Raw genomic sequence first — 26,072 nt, forward strand, 5'->3', positions numbered from 1 at the left:
AACGGCAAATGCGGTACACTTGCCTGAATAACTCGCCACAGGACATGCCGCTATGAACGATAAGAAGATGATTTCCATTGATCAGTTCAACGCTGATGAACGTCTGGCCGTCGAGCAAACCTACAACGGACTGGCAGAGAAGTACCGTCAACGAACCGGTAAAGAGCCTGATAGTAAGAAAGAAAAAGAATTTAATAGTGAAGCACGTCAGATCGTCATGACCAGTAAACTGGAGAAGGAAAAAGCGCTGGCGCTAAAAGCGCAGAAAAAGCCGCTTCGTAAAAAGAAGCCCTCTTCATTGACCGCCAGTGAAGTCAGCGATTTCAACTGGTCTGCCTCAATCGTTAAAGGCCGCAGATAATCTGCATCAGAAATGCCGCGCGTTATTCACGACGCGTGGCAATCTCTCACCGCTGTTTCCAGTCCCGTAAGTTAATTACACCTTTTAATTAACTCGCGTACAGGCAATAAGAATAATCTGCAAATAATTCACAATTTTTCTTCATTTACCGATAAACTTACCTGACCTGTAACTGCTTCAGTGCGCGTATGAATTATTACACCCCCGATGATGTACAACTGAAGCGACGTTCGACGCGATTTGTCCGGCGAATGTTTATGATGCGCCAGCTTGGTACCTTTCTCTGTTTTCTGCCCATTCTTTCTGTCCTGATGGAGATGGGAATGTGCCCGCAGCTCTGCGCCTTATTGTTTACTAATGCGTTTGTCTGGCCTTATGCAGCGTACCGACTGGCGTTGCGATCCCGCGACCCCACTGGATTTGAACGCAAAAGTTTAACGCTGGATGCCGCCTTTGGCGGATTCTGGGTTGCAAACATGGCGCTCAGCCCGTTGCCCTCAATTATTATCATGGCGGTGCTGATCTCCGATCGCTATTCGGCTGGGGGCTGGGTTCAGCTGAAATCCGCAATAAAGGCTTTTCTGTTTACCTTCATGCTGGCCTGGCTGGTGGAAAAGGCGCCCATTCTGCTTAATTTCAGTACCCGTACCGTCTGGCTGACCTTGCCGCTGGCCAGCGGATATCTGCTGGCACTCAGCGTGGTGTCACATAATCTGACCCTGAGTCTGCGCAAAAAGAACCGCGAGCTGGAACGTATTGCACTGATGGATCCCGGGCTGAAAATCCCAAATCGACGTCTGTTTGAGCAGCGTCTGGAAAGTGAGTTTTTGCGCACCCAGCGAGGTGAGGGTAAAGCCTGGCTAATGCTGCTGGACGTTGATCATTTCAAGCAGGTGAATGACACCTTTGGGCATGAGGCTGGTGACTTTCTACTGGCAGAAATCTCGGCACTGCTTCGTAATAGCGTCGGACTGAAAGATATTCCTGCCCGTTTCGGGGGTGATGAGTTATGCGTCATTGTGCGGGATGCAGACGAAGCCAGCATTACGCTGCTGGCAGAGCAGATTAAACAGGGCATTGCGCTGCTGCGGCTGCCAGCGTCTCCCACTTTTCAGTGCTCGGTGAGTATTGGAATTGCACCGGCAAGTGATGCGGAATCAATCCATCAATGGCTGAGATGCGCTGATGAAGCGCTTTATCAGGTTAAGCGCGCCGGTCGCAATAACATACAGGTCTGGCATTCGGGCACGCTGGAAACGCTGGATGAAGTCAGAAGCAGATAGAGAACACTGCCTGAGACAGTGTCTCAGGCAGGGGGATTAAATTGCGGGATAGTCGCCGGTGCCTTCAGGCCACGGCGTCAGCAGATCAAAACCTTCTTCAGTCACTGCGACGGTGTGTTCCCATTGCGCGGAAAGCGAGCGATCTTTCGTGACCACCGTCCATCCATCTGACAGCACGCTGGTGCCTGCTTTACCGGCGTTGATCATCGGTTCAATGGTGAAAATCATGCCAGCTTTCAATGGCATCCCTTCACCGGGTGTGCCGTAGTGCAGCACCTGCGGATCGGTGTGGTAAATCTCCCCGACGCCGTGACCGCAATATTCACGCACCACCGAGAAACCTGCGGCTTCCGCAACACGCTGAATTGCTGCACCCACATCACCTAGCGTCGCGCCAGGACGAACTGTTTTAATACCCGCAACCATCGACTGATAGGTGATCTCAACCAGACGTTTGGCCCGGACTGATGGGGTGCCGACAAAGTACATGCGGCTGGTATCGCCGTACCAGCCATCTTTGATGATCGCCACATCGATATTCACAATATCGCCATCCTTAAGCTTTTTACTGGCCGGAATACCGTGGCATACCACATGATTAACCGATGTGCAGGTGGTGCGGGTATAGCCGTGATAGCCAATGTTCGCGGGTGTCACCTTAAGTTCATTCACAATGAAGTCGTGGCAGATATCATCCAGTTCTTCCGTGGTGATGCCGGGACGCACATGAGGCGTGATCATCGCCAGTACCTGAGCAGCAGCCTGTCCGGCTGCGCGCGCCATTTCAATTTCCGCTGCGGTATGTATTTTAACGGTGTTCATGACACGTCTCCTTGTGGGATGAGGCTCTCTTTTGGGAGCATACTGCGAATATCAGCGCTGCCTTCCAGTTCAAGCCGGATCAGCATTTGCGCCAGTTGGTGTTGAGTCTGCTGCGGATAGAGTTCAGCCAGCATGCCAAGCTTAAGCCAGTGTTCTGCCTGGGCATTGATCGAGCGGCTCATCGCCTGGCTGGCGATGCGGAGATTCTCATGCATCAGGTCGGAAATTTTTACGATACCCATACAAGCCTTATATGAAGTGTATACGTTTCGTATAGAGTAACGGTAGCGGATGTGATTTGCAAAGAGGGCGTGAATGGCTGTATGAATTTCCGTACAAGTTTTATAGACTTTGTCGGGTTGCCGGTGTGGAGATCGTGGTATTTGCTTTGAAGAGAGTCTATTGGCGGTGGCTACTCAATTGCACTATTCATGCTACAAATCAGGAAAATCGACAGGGAAGCCATGATGAAAAAAATTGTTGTTTTAACATTCGCACTGGTCCTTTCCGGATGCCATACACGAACAAACCCTATCAATCATAAGGGAATTAAGTCTCCAGACGCATCAGAGATTAAATCACAGTGTGAAGCTCAGACACCTCAGCAAACGCAACAACGCGAGGCGATGCTTTGGATATGCCAGGCCTCAACATCAATACAGCATCGCTTCTTCGATGCAGATACTTATCGCGGTAAAACATGTGACGTAAGAATTAAGCTGGCGCAACGTGATCATTCGGTAAAGATAAATGTTGTGGGCGGCGATCCGGATCTGTGCGTTGCGGCTACTGAAGCCATTAATCAGGCAGTAGATAACAATACTTTCCCCGTGGGCCGCCCATTCCAGAAGGACAGTATGACAATCCATTTTGCTCCGCAGTAAAGGATGAGAGCTATCCGGAGTGTAACGCACTGGATTCAATGCTGATCTGTTTACGTGTTACGCTTCTGAAACCCAGACTACGCTCTCACATGCTGTATCAGGAATAATGTCACTTACCGATATAAATATTATCAAAGCCGGAAGCTGGGCTTCGATCAAGTACGACAGTGAATGTTGTGGTTGTCGGATTAGCAAATTTCAGGTTGAAACGGCAGAGGGCCGTTTTAAGTGGAATGACAACGCGTTGCCATTTTGAGGTGTAGCAGAACATGACGTTCTGAAATGAATAACCCTGTTCCTGTGTAAAGCGCTGAATAGATTCTATCATCTCTGCAGTAATGAGGTGTGATTCAAATATCACGCTGTGATAATTTTTATTTTCAAGATCCTGTAAACACTTTTTAAGTGAAATAATAACGTCGCTAAGATCGGACGTGTCTCCTGGTGTGCCAAAAACTGACAGGCGTAATGAGACATCTTTTTTTCTTTTATCAAAATAGATAAATCGTCCTGAAAAGCTGCGTGTAATTTTCAGGTAATATATCCAGAAGGCAATAAGAAACAGCATAGCTAATTTGATGGAATCTGAGTCTGTCATCATGCCTCCGCAGCGAATAATATACAGGACAGGTTTCGCCAGAGTGCAGAGAATATCACAAGGGTATGTCGGATGAGCCTGATCTTTTAAGGACGACTACAACGTTATACCCTCTCAGCTTGCAGCCCATCTGATGAATCAGACGCGAAAGTCGCCTTGTGTTCAACACTCAGTTTACGACTGATCAGCCAGACCGCTGCACGGGAAAGCCTTTGCGAGGGGGGTGAAACCGAGAGCAACCTGAAAGCCTGGCGGTCGAGGCCCAGGTCCGCCTCGGACGGATGCGTCATTCTGTTGAACGATTACGCTATGCGGCCAGAGACCGACTGCTAAAAGCGGTAAGCAGATGTCGAACTGCGATGCAGTTACACGTTGCCAGCAGCAGGCAACAGATTCTCACGCCGATAGGAGCACCATTGTGACCAGCAATGCTCAGGATTGATATCAAAATAGCCCCGGCATTCGGCCATCGTGAAAGCAACATCACGCGGCACTTCAATAAACGTGGCGTTATCCCGGACGTGGCGGACTTCATCCTCTGTCAGTGGGCTTCCTTTCTCATTCTCTTTTTTCATCAGTAAGGGAATGAGGGCAGGTATATAAACGATGCTCATTTTTCATTTCCCGCAGTAGTGAAAACAGACGCCGTCGGGACGTCACGTCTTTGTGGGCTCTTCATCATGCTATAGGTCACGTTCCGGACGTCTCTGCTTCCTGAAATATATCGGTTCATCGTTGTTCCAGTGCTGCCAGACTACTTAAAGTGCATTGCTCTGGGAAACAGGCAGGAGCGTTAAGCCCGGCTGGCTTGCCAGAGAGCGTGATGAACATGCAGGAGTAATATCTTCTATTACTCCTCCCTTTATGTTTTTATTTTCTCATTATGTTTTCGACAAAAATCACGATATCTTCAGCCCGATTAGTCATATTTTTTAGATTGAGTTAAGTCATTAATCGCCGGCGATCTTAAAACAAGTCCGGATGGTAAAAAGAGGATTAATAGTGAACAGTAGCGGCGTCTGTTAATTTGACTTACCGGGACGTAAGCACGATGAAATAACGGCTATCACGTTATCACAACGTTGTTCAGGTGACGTATTGACTGGATGACCGGCACCTTTTACTGTGTTTATTATCAGTTGTGCCCGTTTCTTTAACGAACACAGGAGGTTCTTTTGCAGCCAGACGTCATGCGGTTAGCCCTTCGTCCAGTCAGCGAAGCAGATGCAGGCGACCTTTTCAGGATTTATGGTGACCCTGCGACGAACGTGTTTAATCCAGCCGGTCCTTACCCGAATATTGAACATGCACGGGATGTCTTGTCTCGATCAATAAGCCACTGGGAAACACAGGGTTTCGGCAATTGGGCTATTTCGCTTCGGGATGATCCTGACAGAATCATCGGCTTCGGAGGGCTGAGCATCCGAAACTTCGCCGATATCACGATCAATAATCTGGGGTATCGGTTCTCGCCGGAATCCTGGGGAAAAGGGCTGGCGACAGAGTTTGCCCGATATGCAGTCAGATATGGGTTTAGTGAGTTAAAACTCACGGAAATCTCTGCAGTGGTGAGAGCAAACCATCTGGCGTCACAAAAAGTTTTGATTAACGCCGGACTTCGGCATATTCGCGATGTCTATGATGTGCCAGATGCGGCGGCAAGCATGCTTTTTACCCTGAGCCGGGATGACTGGCATCAAACATTTTTGATTGATAGAAGGAGGGGACAATAAGGTGATGAGTGCTGTCTGATTCGTAATCCTGACAGCAATCTATTTTGCTTCATTGCCGTGACGACCCGTTAGTTTGACACCGAAAACGCAGAAGCCTAACAGGTCCTTTGCTTCATCTTCAACACGCGTAACCATGACAAGATCGGATGAACCGTCGGGCAGTACGACTTCATATGGCGGGTAGGGTAGCCCTTTTATTCGGAATTCCTGCAGCCAGAGCAACTTGTCCGCCTGAGAGGGTATCACCTCATAAATGTATTTGTGAATAACATCCTGTGGGGCCCAGCCAAGCCTTTCAGCAAAGGTGTCGCTTGCATCAACAATCATCAACTCCGGGTTAAGAAAGCAGATGGAGGTACCAGGAACTGCGTACATTGATGATATCTGATGCGCCCGCTGGTCAAGAGAAAGACGCACAACCCGGCGAAGAAAACCTTTTTCGGGCGCCCTGGCGAGCATCAGGTGGCTTTCTGCCGCGGTCACCGGCTTGCCGAACAGATAGCCCTGCGCATACAGGCATCCAATTCCACGTAACATTTCAGCCTGTTCATCCGTTTCAACCCCTTCGGCGATCACATCCATATCAAGGCTTTGGCCTAGCCCAACTACGCTGGAGATAATTTTTCGGCTATCCTTTTTTTCCAGCATGGAGCGAATAAAGCTGCTATCAATTTTAAGAGTATTGACGGGTAATTGAATTAACCAGGAAAGACTGGAATAGCCTGTCCCAAAGTCATCCATCGCAATCGTACAGCCCATATCAGACAAGGCTTCAACCTCTGCACGGGCTGTTATGATGTCATCTAACAGGGCAGTTTCGGTTATCTCAATCTTTAATCTTGTCAGATCAAACTGAAATCGATTAGCGGTTTGACTGATCATTTCAGCCAGGTCTCTGCCATTGAGCTGAGAGGGTGACACATTCATCGACAGAAACTGCTGTTCCGGCCATGCAGCTGCCGTTTTGAAACCTTGCGCTATCAGGCTGAGCATCAGCTCGTCCAGCAGACCGTTTTGTTCCATGGCAGGAATGAAGTCTGCTGGTGGCGTAACGGTTCCTTGCGGGGAAATGTGGCGTGCGAGCATTTCAAAACCCATCACGCGCAGGTCTTCCAGTGAGACGATAGGCTGAAAAAACGGGTGAAACTCACCGCTGTTAATACGCCGTAGCAAAACTTCACGCGGCTCGTCATTTTTCACAACAGGTTTCATTTTATTCCTGTAAATCCATAATTTTCAGCCGGTTAAAAAACTATATACATTCTAAACAATGAAAATTGAACAAAAATGAGAGCATCCATTTCAATTTTTGAATTATCTGTCTGACCACATTAAATAATGTATGTTTAATAAGAGTGGTATGTTCAATCCTGCTTAACATTATTAACGGGTTGATATTCTGATGTTATCATTTTCAAATTATAACTGACGACGTAAGTTTACGTTCCAGATGTCTGTCATTATCGGCTAAGCCTCACTTTTCATTACCTTCTGATTGTAAGATGTTGACACAATCCCTCCTTTACATCCTGTAATGACTTCGCTTCCATTGACGGAATCTCGTCTCCACATGCAATAAGCCCTGGACACAACATTGAACCCTCGCGGATTCGAAAAGCGAGTGTTCTGAAATGTTCCGGAGAGGGTATGCGGGAAGCCCCGCGATGAGGATAAACGGATCTGCTCGCCTGCAGAAATAACTCACATATCATGTAATTAAATATCCGCTATGGCACAAAGTCTGGAAGCCGTTAGTATGACATAACGTTATTTGATTAAAGTTAATGCTCTCCGAAAATACTCCACAAAGAGGATGATTGATGGCCATTCATATAGTGATTCCAGACGATTATCAGCTCGCTACTCAGCAGTGTGACTTTCTTCAGCACAACGACAAATACCTGTGCTCGGCTCTGGGAGACCTTACTAAAGATTCAATGGCTGATCACCATCTCTCTGCAGCAGAGGCATTGATACTCATCAGGGAAAGAACAGTGGTTGATGCAGCCTTTCTGCGACGCACACCGCGTCTTAAATTAATCAGCCAGACGGGTAAGCTGGCGAGGAATGTCGATGTTGAGGCCTGTACAAGGGCGGGTGTGGCAATTGTAGAAGGGACCGGTTCCCCGGTCGCGCCTGCAGAATTAACCTGGCTGCTGATCATGGCATCACGCAGAAAATTAGTCTCTTCGGTGAATGCAATGGCCGAAGGACGATGGCAAACAGAAATAGGCTCTGCAGTCAATAATCAGCTCATCGGCATTCTTGGCTATGGGAAAATAGGAAAACGTCTCACTTCCTTTGCAGCCGTTTTTGGGATGAGAGTGCAGGTATGGGGAAGTCTTCGCGCACAGGAAGAAGCCCGTACTGACGGATGGATAGTGCCGGAGAGTCGGGCGCAGTTTTTCGCCACCAGCGATGTGGTAACCGTACATCAAAGGCTGGTCGCGTCGACGGAAGGTAATATCACGGCGGCCGATCTTGCACTGATGAAAACGGATGCGTTATTTGTGAATACCAGCCGTGCTGAACTCGTTTCGAAAGGCGCATTGTTAAACGCCCTGAAACTGGGGCGCCCCGGATTTGCGGCACTGGATGTTTACGACGATGAACCGTTGTACGACGCGCAACATCCTTACCTGCAGATGCCAAATGTGCTGTGCACGCCACATCTGGGCTATGTCGAGAAGGCCAGCTATGCGCTCTACTTCAAAACGGCCTTTGATAATGTCGTACGTTACTTTAGTGGTGATAGATCACATGTGATTAATGCTGGGGTATCAGAACGATAAATTTACCCGTGATCTGGCGGTAAAGGCTTTTTCTGACCGTGCATTTCTGATGCCGGACGATTCAGTTGCAGGCTGTGTGCTTACCGTCAGGCCTCTTCAACAGTCATCGGCAAAAATTAGCCATTGCATCCCGCCTGCTTGTATTTTAGTATTTACTTAATTTAGAGAATCCTAAAATAGTAAACATGAAAAACAGTCAGCTTGTTCGGTTGCAGGAAAGCGCTTCGCTGGCGACAACGTTGCTGAAGTCGATGAGTAACAGCAATCGCCTTTTAATCCTCTGCATCCTTATTGAAAAACCCGGCACCTCGTCAGGGGAGTTGGCCCAGCAAAGTGGGCTGACACCTTCTGCCACCTCTCAGCACCTGGCGAAAATGAAAGAAGATGGTCTGATTGAGTCTTCAAAGGTGGCTCAGCGGGTGAACTATTTCATAAAAGACGATGCGGTTAAAAAAGTTGTCTCCACACTAAAAGATATCTATTGCCCGGAGGATTTAAAATGAAGTCTGAATCGATATCGCCGTTGCAAGCCAGTGAGCTTATTGCGCAAGGAGCCGTGCTGATTGATATCCGTGAACGTGCAGATTATCTCAGAGAACACATTCCGGAGGCGGTCTCACTGCCACTTTCCGACATCACCGCGGGTAAATGCGTCGATAACGCAGGCTCCCGTCCTGTGATTTTTCACTGTCAGGCAGGGATGAGAACCACCAGTAACGCTGATGCACTTATAAAAGCGGCAACCTCTGAAAACGTCTTCCTGATGTCCGGAGGCATTAATGCGTGGAAAAGTGCCACGTTCCCGACCGTCGAAGATAAAAAACAACCGTTGCCTGTCATAAGACAGGTTCATATTACGGCGGGTTCACTGGTTCTGCTGGGTGTGGTATCTGGATATACCCTCGATAGCCGATTATTTTTGCTCTCAGGAGTGATAGGTGCCGGTTTAATTTTCTCTGGCGTGACGGGTTTTTGCGGGATGGCAACGTTGTTGCAAAAGATGCCCTGGAACAGAACGGCGAAATAGATTCAAGGACGCATCTTAATTCTCAGCTTTCATCAATTGTAGGCAGATGCGCACTGTTTTCATCGTATAAACTACAGCGATATTTTATGTCATTAAGACCACTCTTTATGTATCGATTCCAGCATAGAGACTGTGTCTATAGTGATGTCAGCACGCATGACCGGACTGGTCAGCCTGTTACTGTCCAGGCACGCATGTATATGCTGAACTTCATAAACAAGCTCAAAATCGCAGGGAAAATGCAGCTCTTCTGTTTCGCCGATGGAATAATGCACGGTCGCCCGTCTGGCTTTCCAGTAGTCGGGTATTTCAATGTAGCCTTTTTCACCATAGATAAATGCTTTGTTAATAGCATTAACCTGCTGGGAGATTTTACTGACGATGAGAATGCCAGCCTGCGTGGTCAGATTAATAACACACTGTGCATCGGTGCCTGACAATGAACGAATTGCTGTACTCGCGCGATATTCCGGCATTTCATCAAACAGAAAAGGTCGCCGGTGAAGTCAGGACGCTGGCGCAGCGCAGCGCGACGGCTGCCCGGGATATTAAACATCTGATTGAAGAGGCTGTGGCGCAGGTCGAAAGTGGTGTTGTCGTTGCAACCGGAACCGGCAAGAGTATTCTGGATATCAACGCTATGGTCGGAAAACTGGCTGTGGCAATGGATAACATCTCGCTCGCCTCGGCTGAACAGATGCAGGGTATTTCTCAGGTCAGCATTGCGGTAAACCAGATGGATGGTGTGACGCAGAATAATGCGGCGCTGGTGGAAGAATCCTCTTCTGCATCGCAGTCTCTTTCAGTTCAGGCGCACTCTTTACGTGAAGCCGTTAACGCCTTCCGTATCTGAGCAGACAGCTAACTACTCAGGTCCGAATGGACTTATGACAGATAGTGAGTGACATCTGTTCAGGCCCCGGTAGCGGGGCCTGAACAGGCAGCTCAAAAAAAATAAAATTTTTTGCATCCGTTTCCCTCCCTCATTCGTATTAACAGATAAGGGCACTTCGGCCCTGTCCGCAAACTGAATGAGGGAAGTGAAAATGAAGCCATTCCTGCCAACTCTGCTTTTATCTGCATTAGTCTTCAGCGGCGCCACTTTCGCGGCGAGTATGGACAGCGACACGGTGATGGTCGGTGGAGCGGCCATGTACCCGTCAAAAAATATTGTTGAGAACGCAATTAACTCCAAAGATCACACCACGCTGGTGGCCGCCGTCAAAGCCGCCGGGCTGGTTCCGACGCTTGAAGGCAAGGGGCCTTTTACCGTATTTGCACCCACTAATGCGGCGTTTGAAAAATTGCCGAAGGGTACCGTCGACTCCCTGCTGAAGCCCGAAAATAAACAAAAACTGACCAGCGTGCTGACCTATCACGTGGTCGCAGGAAAAATGGACATGAAAGCGCTGGAGAAAAAAATCAAAGCCGGTGGCGGTAAAGCCGAGCTGAAAACAGTTAATGGCGAATCACTCTGGGTGATGTCCAACGGCCCACATAACATTCAGCTTAAAGATGCTCAGGGCAATATTGCTAATATCACCACCTATGATGTGAACCAGAGTAACGGTGTCATCGACGTTATCGATACTGTACTGATGCCATAAAGCGTTACCTATACTGTGTGTGGCCACTGATTGCGTGGCCACACCTTTTACAGGGAAGCCGATGACAAAAAATGTACCCCACATTCAGGCCGACTTAATGAACCAGATAGCCGGCGGTGATAAAGCTGCTCTTGAGCAGCTTTACCGCGTCCTGTCGCCCCGACTTTATGGGATCATCCTGCGGATGGTCAGGCGCCGGGACTGGGCAGAAGAGATCCTGCACGACACGTTTATCCACATCTGGCAGTCGGCAAACTATTACGATGATGCGCGCAGTGAGCCGCACATCTGGCTTAGCCACATAGCCAGAAATCGGGCGATTGATTTCCTGCGAAAACATGAGAACCGATGCTGTTCACTGGAAGAAATCAGCGAAGCGGAATCGGGTTTTCAGACGTTACTTCCCGCGGATGACAGTCCTGCAGAGGCGCGTCGTCTTCAACATTGTATGGCGCACTTACCTTCAGAACAGCGACAAAGTATTTCGCTCGCTTATTATCGTGGCCTGTCGCAGAGTGAGATTGCGCTCTCCATGAGTCAGCCTGAGGGTACGGTTAAAAGCTGGATCCGTCGCGCTTTAATCCATCTTCGGGAGTGCATAGGCCTATGACTGCTCAGGAACACAATGATCTCACTGCGGCGGAATATGTGCTGGGTCTTACCGACGATGTGACACGCCATCGGCTTGATAAACGCCTCAATGACGATTCACACTTTGCTGCAGAGGTGCTGCGCTGGCAGAAAGCGTTTAACGGCATCGATTTGCTCACCCACGACGTTATTCCTCCCGCTACGGTCTGGCCGCTGATCAGGCAGGACCTTAACCGGAACGCTGGCGCCTCTGGCACGATATCAGTCCGCAGGCAACCTGGCTTCTGGCTCGGCTGGAGTCTGGCGGCGGCAATGGCGGGCCTCCTCATTTACACCCAGGTGATTAAGCCGGATACCCCGCATTCCCTGCAGCCCATTGCGGTACTCAGTGGCGCGCAGCCCAACGCACAGTTTGTGGTGAGTCTGGATAAGTCAGCGTCACGCATTCAGGTCTCGGCGCTAAACATCACGCTGCCAGAGAATAAAGCCCTGCAACTCTGGCTGATCAGAGGCAGTGCTGCGCCGCAATCGTTGGGACTGATCAATCACATCGACAGTAACGCTTTCCGATTAGCACCAGGCGAGTTAAACAATCAGACGGTGCTGGCGGTGAGTCTGGAGCCTGTTGGGGGTTCTAAACTCAGCGGGCCATCCGGGCCGGTGATTTTCCAGGGCAAAGTGACGTTGCTCTGATAGTCAATGGCGCAGGTTCAGCCGGAATTCAGGAGACAGGGTGAGTGGGTGGCAATCCGAATGGCAAACCTCCATTTCTTTACATTCACAACATCAGGGGGAGGACAAAAGAATGGAAATCAGAGCGGCCATTGAGTCTGATGCGACAGGCATCAGTGAGCTGATACACAGTGTGTCGATAAAGTGTAACTTTTCAGAGGCAGAGCCCTGTCCGCACTGGTTTATCGAGAGCATAAAACCCGATGTGCTTAAACCTTTGATCGTTGCAGATGACTATCTCTGGCTGATTGCCGTGGAAAGAGGTGAGGTAACAGGCGTACTCACCCTTTTCGAAGGCAATCTAGTGAAATACTTTTTTGTGCATCCAAAGTTTCACCGTCAAGGGGTGGCAAGGGCACTCTGGCAGCAGGTAGCGCCCATGCTGCGATCAGAAATCAGTGTACGGTCCTCACTCTTCGCCGTTCCCTTCTATGAAAAACTGGGATTTAAGAGAGTGGGAGAGGTTAAGTTTTTCAACGGCGTATCATTCCAGACAATGATGGCTCGGTTCTGATTTAAAAGAGATTTTTAATTTCTTCATTTCTGCAGTAAATATGGCCCTGCCACGCGTTTAGTAAACCCGCTTTGGGAGCGAGTGGACCCGGGCAGGCCACTCTTCTTGACTTATCACTGCGTACATTCTCTGTATTCAACTCGCTGACTTATTGCACTTTCCCCGTCCGGCGATGCCAGGGCGGCGGATGTTTTGCAGCGTTTTTACGTTTCATCTGCCTCTTTTTACGCCTTTTTTACAGGCCGATCGGTTTAATTAACGGCACCGGGCGCTGATGCGCCTATGTTCAAGGAAGCCGTGGATGAAATGCATTAACAAACCCTGGTCCATACCAGGGTGCAGCGATGCTGCAGTCACTGAACTTGCTGAGCAACAGCGCCTTCGCCTTGTTTCGCCCCGCAAATGGTTCAGAGATGCCATCGAGGCCAGTACCGATCCGGCACTGCTGAACTATCGCCTGATCTCTCAGTGGCTGGGTGAATCGATACCGGACACCCGCTCTCTGACTCTGGCGCTGAACAATAGCCTCTGTTTTGGACTTTACCGCAATGGCCGACAAATCGGTTTTGCCCGCGTCGTGACCGATATGGCGGAGACCTGGGTAATCCGGAACCTGTTCATCTCGCCGGAATATCGTTTTATCGGGCTCGGCTCATGGCTGCTGCACTGCTGTCTGTCTCATCCTGGCGCCAGGGGCTGCCGGAGCATCATTGCAATGGGTGAGCCTGTACCGGATTTCTTCGAGCGTAACGGATTTATCTCTTTTCCCTCGCTGCCCGGTGTCTACGTGACGACGCTGCACGAAGGGGGATACGACCCGATTTGCGCCAAAAGCGCCAGCAGGCACTAAGCCCGGGCGCACGCAAATGAGCGGTTTTCTCCAGTTTATTATCCGACCTCCGATTAATAGCGGCTCACTGCCAGGCAATGTTGCTTTCTCGCAGCGGGTTCTTAAGGAACACACCATGTCAGGCCTTATCCTTGTTTCTCATAATCAATGTCAACGTTCGACGCTTACTGCCGTTTATGAAGGCATACTTTCCCGTCAGGGCGGGCTGTGGATTAGCTGGGATGGTGAGAGCAAAGTGATACCCAGCGACGCGTCAAGATCCTACTTAGTGCAGCAGACTGGCCAGTATGAAACCGTGACCTTCTCCTATACGCCGGGCGAGCTGAATGAGGGTTACCACAACTATATTCACAAAGGACTCTGGCCTGTTTTTCACCAGCGCCCTGACATGGCCCGATTTTCCACCAGTGGCTATCAGGAATATAAAAATATTAATAAAGCCTATGCGCGCGCCATTTGCGAAAATGCCACACCCGACGATGTTATCTGGATTCAGGATTATCATCTGCTTGGCTGTGCTTCCTATATTCGTGAAGAAGGGCTGACCAACTCAGTGGGTATTTTTCTGCATCAGCCTTTCCCGGCTGGCAGGATGTTTGAAACCATTCCCGAATGGCGCTGGTTCACTGACTCATTACTCTGTTGTGACCTGATTGGCTTCCAGACAGTGCAGGATATGAATAACTTCCTGGTCTGGCTGGAGAGCGAATTCAGACTGGAGCGACTGGAGGCACAACGTTTTCGAATCAATGGCCGGATAATAAGAGTGGGTGTATTTCCGGTCGGGATTGATCTTGATGATGTGCAATGTCTGCGCGAGAGCAACAGCTGTGCTTACATGGAAATGCAGTGCCGCGAAAGTCTGCCAGAAAATACCGTGCTTAGCGGCGGCCATCTTGATGAGAGTTCGGGGCTGCCTTACCGCATCAGTACCCTGGAGGTACTGTTAAGAAGACATGATTACTATCAGAAAAATATCACGCTGTTGCAGCTGGCACCTCCGGCAGCCGGACACGCGCATGATGCGTCTGAACTCGGTCATGCGCTGGAAGCACTGTGCGGCGAGCTGAATGGCGTACATGGCACAATGAACTGGTATCCGGTGAACTATCTCACCCATGCTTATAGCCGGGAAGAGCAGGCTGGTATCTATCGTGCCTCACGCGTTGCGCTGGTAACGCCATTAATGGCGGGTATGAGTCTGATGGCGAAAATGTATGTCGCCCTGCAGGACCCGAAAAATCCTGGCGTGCTTATCCTCTCGCAGTTTGCCGGTGCAGCCGAGCAGATGGAGGGAGCCATCATCGTCAATCCTTATGATCCTGACGCCATGGCCAGTGCGGTGCATCGCGCCCTGCAGATGCCGTTACACGAACGGCGAAGTCTGCATGCACGTCTGATGAATGGCCTGCATATGCACAACAATCATCACTGGGCCGGGGCGTTCTTAAGCATGCTGAACGCTGAGCCGGCGGCGCCTCAGGCTCTGCCGCCACCGGCATTTTTTCCGCGATTAAGCAGTAGCCGGGCGAGATACTGAGCTTCAGAACGTAAACGGTGCTTTATAAAGTGAAGGTGTGGAAGTTAACAGGTTCACGCTGACAGAGAGCAGAGCAGGTAACGTTTTATCTACCTGCTCATCAATGTGTTATTTGGATCAGTGCTTAATGATGTGATGTTAGGGTCTGCATTAAACGGGAGCATCACTATTTCATGACTTTTTGGTATTTTTCCAGATCCTTGCCATACCTTCACTTACAGGGCTGACGCGCGTAAAACCAAATTTTTCGTACAGCGCCGGAACATCTGCCATCAATGTGACATAAGCGCTATCACAGGCATTTTGATCGAGCCACTTTGTCAGCGTTTCCATTATCATGCGGCCCAGACCTTTTCCATGATGCGCGGGATCTACAGCGACATCGACAATATCCATATTCAGCGCGCCGTTGCCTACGATACGTCCTATTCCGATGACGATTTCCCTATAAAGGAATGAATACCATAACAGCTGTCAGGAAGTCCCTGGCGGGCAGCTTCGGCGGGACGTGGCGTCAGTCCTGAGATAATACGTAAGCGGCAAAAATTCTCTACAGACCGAACAGTTCCAGCAAGCTGGTAGTCAGACAAATTTTTATCCTCTTCTCAGCATCCATTTTCTGCAAAGTCTGGTTTTCGACGTTGTTCAGGGCGGTTGAACTGCAAAGCAGGTTTTAGCATCCCATAAGAGCAGCTACTCAGATTCGCTCTGTCATCACACTACGCAGTTCCTCCCTGAGCCAGCTCAGCGGCATATCGTTATCACAGCGTTTATGCCAGAGCAGCGAAAGAGCGATTTCGGGAGTCGCCACCGGTACAGGGCTGGAGCATAAACCGTAATGGGTTATCCAGTCATCCGCCAGACCGGCGGGGACGGTAGCTAACGCGGGCGTGCGCACCAGTAGCGGCGGCAGAGAGGAAAAATGCGGCGTCACGTAGCGAATCGAACGTGCCTTTCCAAGGGTCGCAAGCTGGTCATCAATGGCGCTCCAGGTTGATCCACGATAGGAAACCAGCAGATGATCATGCGCCACGTAATCCTCCAGCGTCAGCGGCGCAGATAACGAAAGCTGCTCCGGATGCCACAACGTACAAAAGCTATGTGAAACGATCTTCTCGCGCTGCAGCGTGGCGGGCGTGTTATCGCCCACCGATATGGCAAGATCGATCTCGCCACGTGCGACCAGTTCCACATCCCTGAAGGGATCGCTGGCCGTGACCTGAAGCGTCACGCCCGGCGCGGTGCGCGTGATGCGCGCATACAGTGCCGGCATGATTGAGCGCTCAACCCAGTCGCTCATCCCCAGCCGAAAAACATGCGTCGCCTCAGAAGGCGTGAAGGATGCTGGCTGAAAAAGGACATTCTGCATCTGCGCCATCAGAGGTCCCAGCTCAGCGATCAGCGCCTCGGCTCGCGGGGTAGGCTCCATTCCTCTCGCTGTCCGCACAAAGAGCGGATCGCTGAACATCACCCGCAACCGGGCCAGTGCATTACTGACCGCAGGCTGACCCAGATGCAGCTTTTCTGCTGCACGAGAGACGCTGCCTTCCCGCTTCAGAACTAACAGCACCGTCAGTAAATTCAGGTCGATACGATGAAAATCATTTTCTCTGATAGTGAGCATCAGTTTAATCAATTTGAGTGATATGGATTGTCTGAGGATACTGCCCACCACGTTGTGATGAAACATTCTGGAGAATAATTGATGAAAATTTTACTGATGCTGGTGGCGTCACTTATGGCATTCAGTCCGGCCTATGCAGCCGAACAGCCGTCTGCACGGGATCAACAGGCTCCGGGTTATTACCGGATGATGTTAGGTAAATTGCGCATTACCGCCGTTTCCGACGGCACGGTGACCATTCCCCTTAATACATTACTGACAAACATTTCACCGGATAAACTCAGCAAGGGAATGGCCAGAGAGGCGATGACGCCGCAGGCTGAAACGTCGATTAACGCCTTTGTTATCGATGATGGCAAAAAGCGCATCTTAGTCGATACTGGCGCCGGTGAGCTTTTTGGCCACGATGGCGGACATCTGCTGACCAACCTGGCCGCTGCTGGCTATCCGGCTGAATCGATCGATGCTGTGCTTCTGACTCATGTTCATGCCGATCATTCAGGCGGTGTCTCGCGTGCAGGCAAGCCGGCTTTTCCTGAAGCTGAAGTGTATGTGGATAAACGGGATGTCGATTTCTGGCTTAATCCGGCCAACGCAAGCAAAGTGGAAGCCAGTCAGGCTCACACCTTTGCGGATTCTGAACGAACGCTTCGCCCGGTCATGAATGCTGGCCTGCTTAAAACATTTATGGCACCCGCTACATTACCGGGAGGAATCCGTGCTGAGTCGACCGCTGGCCATACGCCGGGCAGCGTACTTTATCGCGTGGAAAGCCAGGGGCAGACGCTGATGTTATGGGGAGACATCATCCATGCCAAAGCGGTGCAAATGCCAGACCCCGAAGTGGCCATCCATTTTGATGTCGATCAGAAACAGGCTATTAATACACGTGAAAGGGTACTGAAACAGGCTGCCGATCAGGGCTACTGGGTGGCTGCGGCGCATATCGCTTTCCCGGGTCTGGGTCATGTTCAGCACGAGGGTAATGCTTATCGCTGGGTGCCCGCTAATTACACCACCCAGCTCGGGCAGTCAGTTTCTGACGAGGCCAACAATTAACACATAATGGGTTTGGCAAAACGCGTTCAGACAGATTTACCGGTCACAAGCTCAAAGCAAAGCAGATTGGATATTTATCGGGCGTCCATTGCGGACGCCTTTCAACATCACTATTTCACTGGGCCTCCTCTGGCACCCGGCCTGAAAGCATGCTTTTTCGCCCGCCAGGCGATGATCAACGCAACCGCCATAAAGGTGAGTAGCGCCCAGGGGAAAGATACCGCACCGGCATTATTGAGAAGCAGTCCTCCAGTAACGCCGCCGCTGGCGATAGCCAGATTCCATGCGGTTGTCACCATCGCCTGAACAACGTCGACATGATTGCCAGCCGAATCAGCGGCGGCCGTTTGCATCTGGGTTGATGCACCACCAAACGACCAACCCCATACGATGACAGCCACATAGACCACAATCTGTTCCCGCATGCCTGCGACCAGCACCACAGAAACCGCCGCCAGTGCTGCAAGGCTGAGCAGAACCAGATGTCGCAAATGACGATCTACCAACATTCCGGTGATCCAGATGCCGACCAATGCCGCGATGCCAAAAATCAGCAGGATAAGTCCGACGTTTCCGGTCAGTCCCGACAACTGCAGGAATGGTCCGATGAACGTATAAAGAATGTTGTGAGCCGTCATCCACAGAAAGATAACCGCCAGAACGGGCCTGACGCCGGGCATACGGAAAACCTGCCATACCGGCAGTCGACGGTCAGCCTGCTGGCCCGGCAGGTCAGGAATCGCCACCCATGTCCAGATAAAGAGAATAATGGCCAGTGCTGCCATGATCCCAAAGGGGATTCTCCATCCCATCATACTGCCCAGCCATGCGCCTGCCGGGGTTCCCAGCGACAGGGCAACCGGTATTCCAACCATCGCAATAGCCAGCGCGCGGCCCTGTAATTCAGCAGGAACGAGGCGGCGCGCATAGCCCGCCAGGATTCCCCATGCAAGTCCGGCAGCCACACCGGACATGAAGCGAGCCCCCATCGTCAGCCAGTAGCTGGATGAAAGGGTGGTAACGGTGTTGAAAATCAGGAAAGTCCCGACGGCAAGCAGCAGCACTTTTTTACGTCGCCATCCACTGGTCAGAACCGTTAAAGGAATCGCCGCCAGCAGCGATCCCAGCGCATAGATACTGACCAGCTGGCCTGCCATTACCTGAGAAACACCCAGACCTTTTCCGATCTCCGGAAGCAGACCCGCCGGAAGGGTCTCGGTCAGAATGGCGATAAAGCCAGTCATGGCAAATGCCAGCAGGGAAGCCAGAGGCAGGCCTCGTTGTGTTGTGGTTTCACTGAATGCGGTATTGACGTGCACGTTGAGTCCTTTTTTAAGTTTGTAACGCTTAAATATTGCGAAAACCCGCGTGATAACAGGCTGGCTGATATAAATATCGATCGGTATATATATTCGAAACTATAAGCCCCCGCGCAACTTGTCAAGAATATATGTATCGATTAGTATTTATGTCTGGCAAGTCAAAAAGGAACGGATATGGCTCAGATGGGACGTCCACGAACATTTGACCGTGACGAAGCAATTCGTCAGGCGATGACACTTTTCTGGCAACACGGTTACGAGTCCACTTCGCTTGCCATGCTCAAGTCGAATCTCGGTAACGGTATCACTGCCCCCAGTTTTTACGCCGCATTTGGTTCTAAAGAGGCGCTGTTCGAAGAGGTTGTCGAATGCTATATGACGACTTATGGTCAGGTGAACGATTGTCTATGGGACGATTCGCTTGAACCCCGACAGGCTATCGAACTCGCCTTGCGTCGCTCCGCAAAGATGCAGACAGATCAGGGACATCCCAGCGGTTGCCTGATCGCGCTATCCGTTAATACCTGTTCACCTGCAAACGCGCACATTCGTGAGCTTCTGGCAGCGCAACGTGATAGGACCAGAGCGGGATTTTTGCGATGTGTCACCAGAGCGAAAGAGGCGGGGCTTCTGGTTTCCGGTACAGATGTGCAGGCACTGGCCAGGTTTTTTCACAGTTTTGAAATCGGCCTGTCGACCGAAGCCCGCGATGGCGCAACCGGTAAAGAACTTGATGCGGCGGTATCAACTGCCATGAAGACCTGGGATGCCTATTGTCGTAGTGTTGATTGACTGAAATGGCGCCCGGACTCAACACGGCGGGTGAGTCTTTGTGAGGAGCGTTGTACGAAAGCGGAATAACCGTTGTCCTCAATAAGGAAAAGACGTTTCGTGAAAAGTAAGCTTATGACTGACATCAAAACGTGGGCACGAAACATCAAACGGGATGTGCATGCGGTATGGCTCGCCGCCCGCGATCCCCGTACACCGTTAGTGGCTAAAGTGATGGCGATGATTGTCGCGGCCTATGCGGTTTCACCCATCGATCTGATCCCCGACTTCATTCCCGTTATCGGCTATCTCGACGACCTGATCATTGTACCGCTGGGGATCATGCTGGTGGTGCGTCTTATTCCCCCCGAGGTTATGCGCGAACATCGTGAAACTGCAGCGCAAGCCAGTAAACGTCCTGTCAGTCGCGTAACGGCAGGGATCGTTATCGCGATATGGATTGTTGGTGCCACTGTGCTGTTCAGCCAAATCGTCGCAGCGTTCAGGCATCATTTTTCCTGAAAGCACGGTAGTCGATTTTCCATGCATTGAGCTTGTTATATAACGCCGTTCGTGAGATCCCCAGCAGTTGCGCCGACTGACGCAGATTCCCCTGTTGTTCACTGACAATTTGTAAAATATGCATCCGCTCCAGATTTTGCAGTGAGGGTTGAATCTCTCCGGGCGCATCACTGGCTGAGACTTGCTGCAGGGATTCGGGCAAATCGGCGCGGGTTATTTCTAACCCTTCACTCAGGTTGACGACACGCTCAATCACATTTTCCAGTTCACGTACGTTTCCCGGCCAATCCCAGGCTTGCAGACAGGTCATTGCGTCCGGCGCGACCACAGGCGGAATACGCTTCAGACGTGTGCAGAGCGCCTGAATGAAAATATTCACCAACTCCGGTATGTCTTCACGACGGTCACGCAGCGGAGGAATTTCTAATGAAATTACATTCAGGCGGTAATAGAGATCGCGCCGAAAGGCATTTTTCTCCACGGCATCCAGCAGGTTGCAGTGCGTTGCCACGATAATGCGGACATTCACTTTCACGGGCTGAGCCGCGCCGATACGCAGCACTTCACTCTCCTGCAGTACGCGTAGCAAGCTGGTTTGCGCTTCGAGCGGCATCTCACCAATCTCATCCAGGAAAAGGGTTCCGCCGTCAGCCAGTTCAAACTTGCCCGCCGAACCGCCACGCCGTGAACCGGTGAAGGCGCCATCCGCATAGCCAAACAGCTCGCTTTGCACCAGATCGCGTGGCAGTGCGCCGCAGTTAAGAGCGATAAACGCTTCCTGCTGACGTGGGCTGGCATTATGAATGGCCTGCGCAAACAACTCTTTGCCGGTGCCACTTTCACCGCTGAGCAGCACTGTGCTGTCGGTTCGGCTGCTGACCCGGGCCTTATGAATTGCCTGCTGCAGACGCGACGAGCGGCCGCGAATCATGTCAAAGGTGTAACTGGCATTCACGCCCATGACACGTCGTGTAATGGCACGGATACGCTGATTTTCACGCAGCGACAGCACGCGTCCGCCATCCGGCGCGGGCATCAATGATATCAGGCAGGAGAGAGGGGCCAGGCCGGCTGGCCTGAACTGCAACTCGATGTCATTACAAAAAGGCATGGTCAGCAGCGATCCGCCTTGTGGCTGTAGCAGTTCATCAATCGGGATATTGCCTGGATTCAGCCCGCTGAAAATCTGGCGCGCATAGCGGTTAAGGGTTTTAATGCGTCCCTGTTTATCACAGACAATCACACCTTCATTCAGCGTCTCAAGAATGGACTGCTGTTCAGCCAGCAGGCGTCGTAGCATCAGTTGCTGTCCGACTGCTTCTGCCGCCGCCTGGACCGTGCCAAGTGTGTGGACGTTGAAATTATCAGGCGTGGCGGTCAGTGTGAGCACACCTATCAATTGTCCGTTTTCATTACGGACGGGGGCCGCAGCGCACTGCCGGCGGCGTTTTCGCAAATCAAACTTCCAGTTTTCACCGCTCAACACATAGACCAGTCGCTGTTCAATCAGGCAGCGCGCGGTACAGTTAGTACCCAATACCTCTTCACGCAGAATACTGCCGATCGGTGTCAGGTCGGCACCGCAAAAATGGAGCGTTACACCCTGCGCATCGGTGAGGTTAATGTGCCCGTCCGGATTATAGGCGAGCAAATTTTCCATAATGCTGCGTGCAACAAGAATGAGTTCTGCATTGTTTTCAAGAATCGCAGTCAGTTCGCTGGCTGGGGGCGCGGTATAGATAAATCGATCTGGATCGATAGCGTACTGCTGCGAGCGTTGCCAGGAGTGCAGAATAGTTTCACGAAGCGCTGGCGGCGGTTCGCCCTGGGTAAAGCTCTCCCAGCTTCGCCATAACAGCGCGTCCCAACTGTCGGCGGCCTCCCTGTCGGGCAGGCTGAAGATCGACTCGCTCTCATCTCGTAATAACAATTGCTGATTCACACGCCACTCCAGTGGAATTAAATGTCCATTTTATGGACATGTTAAGTTGACATGTAAACATTGTTGCCAGTTTGTGGTGTGACGTTGTGTCAGCGCTCACAAAATTTCCCGGATTTTGGTTGGCACCACCTTTGCAAAGGTTGATGCAATCACCTGAATCAATCATGCGAAGGGAAATAAGTTGTTATGCGCAAACACAATTTACGGCTGATTCTGTTTATCTGTGCCATTGCTTCACTAAGTGGCGTGATTCTCGGTTATGACGCTTCTGTAATCTCTGGCGTTATCGACCCGCTGACAGAACATCTGAATTTAACGCCATGGGAAAGTGGCTGGGCGGTGTCCAACGTCATTCTCGGCTGCATCGTCGGCGCATGGAGTGTTGGCTTCATTTCTGATCGTATCGGTCGCAAAACGACCCTAATCGTTACCGCTCTACTCTTTTTGCTCTCCGCAGTGGGCGCTGCGCTGGCGGGATCGCTGACCGATTTCGTTATCTGGCGACTGACTGGCGGGCTGGCGGTCGGGATGGCCTCTGCGATTACGCCGCTTTACATCGCTGAAGTTTCACCCAAAGACTGGCGCGGACGGATGCTCGGCCTGCAGCAGATGCTGATGGTGGGCGGACAGGTTACCGTCTATATCGTGAATTACCTGATTGCACGCGGCATGCCGCATCAGTGGATTGTCAGTGAAGGCTGGCGCTGGATGCTCGCTTCGGGCGTGGTGCCTTGCGTGCTATTTCTGCTGCTGGTGCCGTTTATGCCAGAGTCACCGCGCTGGCTGGCGCTGAACGGCAAAAAAGAGCGGGCCCTTGAGGTGCTGACGCGTCTTTCAAATGCCCGTCACGCCCAGCGACTGTTACAGGAAATCCTGACGTCAAATCGGGATGACAACATCCAGACCCGTCAGCGCGGCATCCTGCGGGATGCGCGGGCACGCTATATCCTGCTGGTGGGTTGTGCCATTGCTATTTTGCAGCAGATTTCCGGTATCAACATCCTGCTCTATTACGCGCCGTCACTCTTACAAAACATCACCGGCAGTACCCAGTCTTCCCTGTTTCACAGCATTTTCATTGGTCTTGCGCTGCTGACTGGCGTGGCCGTTTGTCTGAGTACCATTGATCGTCTGGGCAGGACAGTGCTGCTGCGCTGGGGGGCACTGGGATGCGCGCTCTCTATGATCTTCACCGCCCTGGCATTTATCGCCGATGCAGGTGGCCAGCTGCCGGTGATTGGACTGCTGGCCTTCGTGCTGATATTTGGCCTCTCATGGAGCCTGGGTGCCTGGCTGCTGATCTCAGAAATCTTTCCTAATCGGATTCGCGCCGTGGCGATGGGCTTTGCGTTCGCCTCGATGTACGTCGCTAATTTTATCGTTACCCAAAGCTTCCCGATGATGAACCGCAGCCAGGTGCTGATGGAACACTTTCATGGTGCCTTCCCGCTGATGTTATGCGCGGTGGGATCGCTCATCGCGTTCTGGTTTGTCCGTCGTTTTTTACCGGAAACCCGGGGCGTGTCGCTGGAGCACATTGAACCGCTGATGCTCTCCAAATCCCGTCGTTTCGCTGCTGAGGTGAAGCGATCTGAACAACACCCTTCATCGCCCGCCTGGGCAAAAGCAAAATAATAAGGAGTTTTTATGAACCATCAAACAGTGCGCGTGGGTTTAATCGGCGCAGGCCGCATGGGCAGCTTCCATGCGGAAAATCTGGCCTGGCGTGTGCCTGGTGCCACCCTTGCGGCAGTGGCGGATCCGTTCCCTGGCGCAGCAGAGAAGCTCGCCAGCCGGCTTGGGGTGAGCAAATCGTATAGCGATCTGCATGCGCTGCTTCAGGATGATGAAATCGACGCCGTTGCGATTGCCGCGCCAGCACGGACGCATGCGGAGTGGGTGATTGCCGCGGCCAGAGCCGGCAAACATGTGTTTTGCGAAAAGCCTATGGCTGTCACGCTGGATGAGGCCGATCGCGCCATCGCGGCGGCAAAAGAGGCAGGCGTCGTGTTACAGGTGGGCTTTAATCGCCGCTTTGATTCCGGTTTTGCGGCAGCAATTGCAGCGGTAAAAAACGGTGAGAATGGCACGACCCAGCTTAGTCGCTCTGTGACCCGTGACCCAGGCCTGAACGATCCAGCGCCGATTCCGCAATGGACCATCTTCCTTGAAACGCTGATTCACGATTTTGACACGCTACTGCACTTCAATCATGGCGCAAAGCCGGTAGAAGTCTATGCGCTGGCCGATGCGCTGGTGCGGCCAGATTTTAAGGATAAAGGGCTGCTGGATACCTCGGTTGTGACTATTCGCTTCGACAACGGCGCTATTGCTATAGCTGAGGCAAACTTTCAGGCGGTCTATGGCTATGACGTGCGCGGTGAGGTTTTTGGCAGTAAAGGCATGCTGCAGGCGGGCCACATCAATGCCAACCACTGCGTGCGTTACACCGCCAGCGGAATAGCCGTCGATACGTCGCGACTGGATTCAGATCTGCTGCGAGAGGCCTATGTGGCAGAAATGACCGAGTTTGCCCGCTGTATCCGAAGTGGTGAAACGCCTCGCGCCACGGGCGAAGATGCGCGCAACGCGCTGGAAATTGCGCTGGCCTGTATCGAATCTGTACAGAGCAACCTGCCGGTTAAGCTGGGGGCGCGCTGATGGCTGATTATCAACTTTCCGTCTGCGCTGAAATGGTATTTCTGGAGCTGCCATTTACAGAGCGCGTAAAACGCATTCATGAGCTGGGTTTCGGCGTCGAAATCTGGGGATGGGCCAACAAGGATATTGATGCGCTGATGGCGACCGGTGCGCGCTTTACCTCTATGACCGGTTATCTGAGCGGTAATCTTACCGATGAAACAGAGATAGCGCAGTTACTGCAGAGTGCTGAAGCCTCACTGGCTGTGGCCGAACGTCTCAGTTGTCCTGTACTGAATTTGCATGGCACCGGACTTGACGACCGCGGACTGCCGGTAAAACCCGTGACAACGGCAACGGGCGCTATGTGGCTCAAGGCCGCCGATACGCTGCGCCAGGTTGCACAACTTGGTGAACGAGCCGGACGCGTTTTCACCCTCGAAAACCTTAATCTGCCGATCGATCATCCGGGCACACCCTTCGCCCTGGCCTCTGAAACGCGGGCGCTGGTCGAAGCGGTCAACAGCCCGGCGCTGAAGATGAATCTGGATCTCTACCATGCACAAATTGGCGAGGGCAATCTGATTGAACTGGTACGGCGCTGCGGTTCTGCGATAGGGGAAATCCAGGTTGCCGATGTACCAGGCCGCCAGCAGCCGGGCACCGGCGAGATCAATTACCGGGCTATTGCACGGACGCTGCAGGAGATAGGTTACAGCGGCACCGTCGCCATGGAGGGCTGGGCCAGCGGTGATAGCACAGCGGCTGTCCAGCAGTTCCGCGATCACTTTACGTTGTAAGCAGCATGTGTCGGGTATTTGCCTGTTACCCGACGCACAATAACGTCAATGAAAACAA

28 protein-coding genes and 2 pseudogenes are annotated in these 26,072 nt (G+C 51.6%); 20 read left to right on the forward strand and 10 right to left on the reverse strand.

Features of this window, described 5'->3' with window-relative positions; translation table 11 throughout:
- Positions 1-52: 52 nt before the first annotated feature.
- Both AC6I77_RS19960 and AC6I77_RS19965 read left to right on the forward strand, forming a co-directional pair.
- Positions 53-361 carry a hypothetical protein gene (locus tag AC6I77_RS19960; protein WP_003854970.1) on the forward strand — a complete coding sequence of 103 codons (309 nt, stop codon included), beginning with the start codon at positions 53-55 and terminating at the stop codon, positions 359-361.
- 188 nt (positions 362-549) lie between these two features.
- Entirely contained in the window at positions 550-1,644 is a 1,095-nt protein-coding gene (locus tag AC6I77_RS19965; protein ID WP_008924597.1) for a sensor domain-containing diguanylate cyclase, read from the forward strand.
- Positions 1,645-1,680: 36 nt separating this feature from the next.
- Here the strand turns inward: AC6I77_RS19965 and map are convergent, their stop codons facing one another.
- A complete protein-coding gene (gene map, locus AC6I77_RS19970) occupies positions 1,681-2,466 on the reverse strand; it encodes a type I methionyl aminopeptidase (RefSeq protein ID WP_039661473.1) in 786 nt (261 codons plus the stop codon).
- Positions 2,463-2,708, reverse strand: coding sequence for a ParD-like family protein (locus AC6I77_RS19975; protein WP_003854973.1), 246 nt, complete (start codon positions 2,706-2,708; stop codon positions 2,463-2,465). Before AC6I77_RS19975 ends, map begins: the two co-directional genes overlap by 4 nt.
- A 222-nt stretch (positions 2,709-2,930) precedes the next feature.
- Between AC6I77_RS19975 and AC6I77_RS19980 the strand changes: the two genes are divergently transcribed.
- Positions 2,931-3,350, forward strand: a complete 420-nt coding sequence (locus tag AC6I77_RS19980) for a cell envelope integrity TolA C-terminal domain-containing protein (protein WP_231572352.1) — start codon at positions 2,931-2,933, stop codon at positions 3,348-3,350.
- Between the two features lie 109 nt (positions 3,351-3,459).
- On the opposite strand, the gene AC6I77_RS19985 is transcribed toward AC6I77_RS19980, so the two are convergent.
- Positions 3,460-3,951: a hypothetical protein gene (locus AC6I77_RS19985; protein WP_231572351.1), complete on the reverse strand. Its 492-nt coding sequence runs from the start codon at positions 3,949-3,951 to the stop codon at positions 3,460-3,462.
- Between the two features lie 362 nt (positions 3,952-4,313).
- Positions 4,314-4,562, reverse strand: coding sequence for a hypothetical protein (locus AC6I77_RS19990; protein ID WP_003854978.1), 249 nt, complete (start codon positions 4,560-4,562; stop codon positions 4,314-4,316).
- A 576-nt stretch (positions 4,563-5,138) separates the two neighbouring features.
- Between AC6I77_RS19990 and AC6I77_RS19995 the strand changes: the two genes are divergently transcribed.
- A complete protein-coding gene (locus AC6I77_RS19995) occupies positions 5,139-5,681 on the forward strand; it encodes a GNAT family N-acetyltransferase (protein ID WP_497817345.1) in 543 nt (180 codons plus the stop codon).
- Between the two features lie 39 nt (positions 5,682-5,720).
- Here AC6I77_RS19995 and AC6I77_RS20000 read toward each other — a convergent pair whose 3' ends face one another.
- Positions 5,721-6,893: an EAL domain-containing protein gene (locus AC6I77_RS20000; protein ID WP_003854980.1), complete on the reverse strand. Its 1,173-nt coding sequence runs from the start codon at positions 6,891-6,893 to the stop codon at positions 5,721-5,723.
- 608 nt (positions 6,894-7,501) lie between these two features.
- Between AC6I77_RS20000 and AC6I77_RS20005 the strand changes: the two genes are divergently transcribed.
- The 3 genes from AC6I77_RS20005 (at position 7,502) to AC6I77_RS20015 (ending at position 9,500) form a co-directional block, all read left to right on the forward strand.
- Positions 7,502-8,473: a D-2-hydroxyacid dehydrogenase family protein gene (locus AC6I77_RS20005; protein WP_140033906.1), complete on the forward strand. Its 972-nt coding sequence runs from the start codon at positions 7,502-7,504 to the stop codon at positions 8,471-8,473.
- Positions 8,474-8,658: 185 nt separating this feature from the next.
- Positions 8,659-8,976, forward strand: coding sequence for an ArsR/SmtB family transcription factor (locus tag AC6I77_RS20010; protein WP_003854984.1), 318 nt, complete (start codon positions 8,659-8,661; stop codon positions 8,974-8,976).
- A complete protein-coding gene (locus AC6I77_RS20015; RefSeq protein WP_140033905.1) occupies positions 8,973-9,500 on the forward strand; it encodes a rhodanese family protein in 528 nt (175 codons plus the stop codon). The genes AC6I77_RS20010 and AC6I77_RS20015 overlap by 4 nt, the downstream gene beginning before the upstream one ends.
- A 92-nt stretch (positions 9,501-9,592) precedes the next feature.
- Here the strand turns inward: AC6I77_RS20015 and AC6I77_RS20020 are convergent, their stop codons facing one another.
- Positions 9,593-9,940 carry a hypothetical protein gene (locus tag AC6I77_RS20020; RefSeq protein ID WP_033742849.1) on the reverse strand — a complete coding sequence of 116 codons (348 nt, stop codon included), beginning with the start codon at positions 9,938-9,940 and terminating at the stop codon, positions 9,593-9,595.
- Between the two features lie 53 nt (positions 9,941-9,993).
- Here AC6I77_RS20020 and AC6I77_RS20025 point away from each other — a divergent pair.
- From AC6I77_RS20025 to AC6I77_RS20055, 7 genes and pseudogenes are all read left to right on the forward strand, one after another.
- Positions 9,994-10,353: pseudogene (locus AC6I77_RS20025) on the forward strand (methyl-accepting chemotaxis protein); the annotation flags it as partial.
- 193 nt (positions 10,354-10,546) lie between these two features.
- Entirely contained in the window at positions 10,547-11,107 is a 561-nt protein-coding gene (locus AC6I77_RS20030) for a fasciclin domain-containing protein (RefSeq protein WP_003854991.1), read from the forward strand.
- A 61-nt stretch (positions 11,108-11,168) separates the two neighbouring features.
- Positions 11,169-11,717 (forward strand): sigma-70 family RNA polymerase sigma factor, encoded by a 549-nt coding sequence (locus AC6I77_RS20035; RefSeq protein ID WP_497817250.1) that lies wholly within the window; start codon positions 11,169-11,171, stop codon positions 11,715-11,717.
- The gene (locus AC6I77_RS20040; RefSeq protein ID WP_105099783.1) at positions 11,714-12,391 is read left to right on the forward strand and encodes an anti-sigma factor; all 678 of its coding nucleotides are present in this window, start codon (positions 11,714-11,716) and stop codon (positions 12,389-12,391) included. Before AC6I77_RS20035 ends, AC6I77_RS20040 begins: the two co-directional genes overlap by 4 nt.
- 112 nt (positions 12,392-12,503) lie before the next feature.
- Entirely contained in the window at positions 12,504-12,944 is a 441-nt protein-coding gene (locus AC6I77_RS20045; protein WP_033763312.1) for a GNAT family N-acetyltransferase, read from the forward strand.
- 301 nt (positions 12,945-13,245) lie between these two features.
- Positions 13,246-13,794 (forward strand): GNAT family N-acetyltransferase, encoded by a 549-nt coding sequence (locus AC6I77_RS20050; protein ID WP_140033902.1) that lies wholly within the window; start codon positions 13,246-13,248, stop codon positions 13,792-13,794.
- A gap of 115 nt (positions 13,795-13,909) precedes the next feature.
- Complete coding sequence (locus AC6I77_RS20055; RefSeq protein ID WP_497817251.1) at positions 13,910-15,334, forward strand: alpha,alpha-trehalose-phosphate synthase (UDP-forming); 1,425 nt, start codon at positions 13,910-13,912, stop codon at positions 15,332-15,334.
- Positions 15,335-15,505: 171 nt separating this feature from the next.
- On the opposite strand, the pseudogene AC6I77_RS20060 reads toward AC6I77_RS20055, so the two are convergent.
- Together AC6I77_RS20060 and AC6I77_RS20065 are read right to left on the reverse strand one after the other, a co-directional pair.
- Positions 15,506-15,924, reverse strand: a pseudogene (locus AC6I77_RS20060) (GNAT family N-acetyltransferase).
- 107 nt (positions 15,925-16,031) lie between these two features.
- On the reverse strand, positions 16,032-16,958 hold the full coding sequence (locus AC6I77_RS20065; protein ID WP_476157870.1) for a LysR family transcriptional regulator: 927 nt from the start codon (positions 16,956-16,958) through the stop codon (positions 16,032-16,034).
- 81 nt (positions 16,959-17,039) lie between these two features.
- On the opposite strand from AC6I77_RS20065, the gene AC6I77_RS20070 reads away from it, so the two are divergent.
- Entirely contained in the window at positions 17,040-18,017 is a 978-nt protein-coding gene (locus AC6I77_RS20070) for an MBL fold metallo-hydrolase (RefSeq protein WP_008924613.1), read from the forward strand.
- A gap of 110 nt (positions 18,018-18,127) precedes the next feature.
- Here AC6I77_RS20070 and AC6I77_RS20075 read toward each other — a convergent pair whose 3' ends face one another.
- Positions 18,128-19,336 carry an MFS transporter gene (locus AC6I77_RS20075; RefSeq protein ID WP_008924614.1) on the reverse strand — a complete coding sequence of 403 codons (1,209 nt, stop codon included), beginning with the start codon at positions 19,334-19,336 and terminating at the stop codon, positions 18,128-18,130.
- Between the two features lie 177 nt (positions 19,337-19,513).
- Between AC6I77_RS20075 and AC6I77_RS20080 the strand changes: the two genes are divergently transcribed.
- Together AC6I77_RS20080 and AC6I77_RS20085 are read left to right on the forward strand one after the other, a co-directional pair.
- On the forward strand, positions 19,514-20,131 hold the full coding sequence (locus AC6I77_RS20080; RefSeq protein WP_008924615.1) for a TetR/AcrR family transcriptional regulator: 618 nt from the start codon (positions 19,514-19,516) through the stop codon (positions 20,129-20,131).
- 114 nt (positions 20,132-20,245) lie between these two features.
- Complete coding sequence (locus AC6I77_RS20085; protein ID WP_008924616.1) at positions 20,246-20,632, forward strand: YkvA family protein; 387 nt, start codon at positions 20,246-20,248, stop codon at positions 20,630-20,632.
- Here the strand turns inward: AC6I77_RS20085 and AC6I77_RS20090 are convergent.
- Positions 20,613-22,574, reverse strand: a complete 1,962-nt coding sequence (locus AC6I77_RS20090; protein WP_187513102.1) for a sigma-54-dependent Fis family transcriptional regulator — start codon at positions 22,572-22,574, stop codon at positions 20,613-20,615. The two genes, AC6I77_RS20085 and AC6I77_RS20090, sit on opposite strands and share 20 nt — an antisense overlap.
- Before the next feature lie 186 nt (positions 22,575-22,760).
- On the opposite strand from AC6I77_RS20090, the gene AC6I77_RS20095 reads away from it, so the two are divergent.
- Genes AC6I77_RS20095 through AC6I77_RS20105 form a run of 3 tightly spaced genes read left to right on the forward strand, consistent with a single transcriptional unit; the run spans position 22,761 to position 26,014 of the window.
- Entirely contained in the window at positions 22,761-24,209 is a 1,449-nt protein-coding gene (locus AC6I77_RS20095) for a sugar porter family MFS transporter (RefSeq protein ID WP_497817252.1), read from the forward strand.
- Between the two features lie 12 nt (positions 24,210-24,221).
- Entirely contained in the window at positions 24,222-25,235 is a 1,014-nt protein-coding gene (locus AC6I77_RS20100; RefSeq protein ID WP_003855019.1) for a Gfo/Idh/MocA family oxidoreductase, read from the forward strand.
- Positions 25,235-26,014, forward strand: a complete 780-nt coding sequence (locus tag AC6I77_RS20105) for a TIM barrel protein (RefSeq protein WP_497817253.1) — start codon at positions 25,235-25,237, stop codon at positions 26,012-26,014. Before AC6I77_RS20100 ends, AC6I77_RS20105 begins: the two co-directional genes overlap by 1 nt.
- Positions 26,015-26,072 lie beyond the last annotated feature (58 nt).

Source organism: Pantoea sp. X-Soil-ISGK-259 (assembly GCF_059730705.1).

What these genes read in the sequence shown, in the direction of transcription:
- AC6I77_RS19960 (WP_003854970.1), top strand. Translation starts at nt 53, where the DNA reads ATGAACGATAAGAAGATGATTTCCATTGATCAGTTCAACGCTGATGAA.
- AC6I77_RS19965 (WP_008924597.1), top strand. Translation starts at nt 550, where the DNA reads ATGAATTATTACACCCCCGATGATGTACAACTGAAGCGACGTTCGACG.
- map (WP_039661473.1), bottom strand. Translation starts at nt 2,466, where the DNA reads ATGAACACCGTTAAAATACATACCGCAGCGGAAATTGAAATGGCGCGC.
- AC6I77_RS19975 (WP_003854973.1), bottom strand. Translation starts at nt 2,708, where the DNA reads ATGGGTATCGTAAAAATTTCCGACCTGATGCATGAGAATCTCCGCATC.
- AC6I77_RS19980 (WP_231572352.1), top strand. Translation starts at nt 2,931, where the DNA reads ATGATGAAAAAAATTGTTGTTTTAACATTCGCACTGGTCCTTTCCGGA.
- AC6I77_RS19985 (WP_231572351.1), bottom strand. Translation starts at nt 3,951, where the DNA reads ATGATGACAGACTCAGATTCCATCAAATTAGCTATGCTGTTTCTTATT.
- AC6I77_RS19990 (WP_003854978.1), bottom strand. Translation starts at nt 4,562, where the DNA reads ATGAGCATCGTTTATATACCTGCCCTCATTCCCTTACTGATGAAAAAA.
- AC6I77_RS19995 (WP_497817345.1), top strand. Translation starts at nt 5,139, where the DNA reads ATGCGGTTAGCCCTTCGTCCAGTCAGCGAAGCAGATGCAGGCGACCTT.
- AC6I77_RS20000 (WP_003854980.1), bottom strand. Translation starts at nt 6,893, where the DNA reads ATGAAACCTGTTGTGAAAAATGACGAGCCGCGTGAAGTTTTGCTACGG.
- AC6I77_RS20005 (WP_140033906.1), top strand. Translation starts at nt 7,502, where the DNA reads ATGGCCATTCATATAGTGATTCCAGACGATTATCAGCTCGCTACTCAG.
- AC6I77_RS20010 (WP_003854984.1), top strand. Translation starts at nt 8,659, where the DNA reads ATGAAAAACAGTCAGCTTGTTCGGTTGCAGGAAAGCGCTTCGCTGGCG.
- AC6I77_RS20015 (WP_140033905.1), top strand. Translation starts at nt 8,973, where the DNA reads ATGAAGTCTGAATCGATATCGCCGTTGCAAGCCAGTGAGCTTATTGCG.
- AC6I77_RS20030 (WP_003854991.1), top strand. Translation starts at nt 10,547, where the DNA reads ATGAAGCCATTCCTGCCAACTCTGCTTTTATCTGCATTAGTCTTCAGC.
- AC6I77_RS20035 (WP_497817250.1), top strand. Translation starts at nt 11,169, where the DNA reads ATGACAAAAAATGTACCCCACATTCAGGCCGACTTAATGAACCAGATA.
- AC6I77_RS20040 (WP_105099783.1), top strand. Translation starts at nt 11,714, where the DNA reads ATGACTGCTCAGGAACACAATGATCTCACTGCGGCGGAATATGTGCTG.
- AC6I77_RS20045 (WP_033763312.1), top strand. Translation starts at nt 12,504, where the DNA reads ATGGAAATCAGAGCGGCCATTGAGTCTGATGCGACAGGCATCAGTGAG.
- AC6I77_RS20050 (WP_140033902.1), top strand. Translation starts at nt 13,246, where the DNA reads ATGAAATGCATTAACAAACCCTGGTCCATACCAGGGTGCAGCGATGCT.
- AC6I77_RS20055 (WP_497817251.1), top strand. Translation starts at nt 13,910, where the DNA reads ATGTCAGGCCTTATCCTTGTTTCTCATAATCAATGTCAACGTTCGACG.
- AC6I77_RS20065 (WP_476157870.1), bottom strand. Translation starts at nt 16,958, where the DNA reads ATGCTCACTATCAGAGAAAATGATTTTCATCGTATCGACCTGAATTTA.
- AC6I77_RS20070 (WP_008924613.1), top strand. Translation starts at nt 17,040, where the DNA reads ATGAAAATTTTACTGATGCTGGTGGCGTCACTTATGGCATTCAGTCCG.
- AC6I77_RS20080 (WP_008924615.1), top strand. Translation starts at nt 19,514, where the DNA reads ATGGCTCAGATGGGACGTCCACGAACATTTGACCGTGACGAAGCAATT.
- AC6I77_RS20085 (WP_008924616.1), top strand. Translation starts at nt 20,246, where the DNA reads ATGACTGACATCAAAACGTGGGCACGAAACATCAAACGGGATGTGCAT.
- AC6I77_RS20095 (WP_497817252.1), top strand. Translation starts at nt 22,761, where the DNA reads ATGCGCAAACACAATTTACGGCTGATTCTGTTTATCTGTGCCATTGCT.
- AC6I77_RS20100 (WP_003855019.1), top strand. Translation starts at nt 24,222, where the DNA reads ATGAACCATCAAACAGTGCGCGTGGGTTTAATCGGCGCAGGCCGCATG.
- AC6I77_RS20105 (WP_497817253.1), top strand. Translation starts at nt 25,235, where the DNA reads ATGGCTGATTATCAACTTTCCGTCTGCGCTGAAATGGTATTTCTGGAG.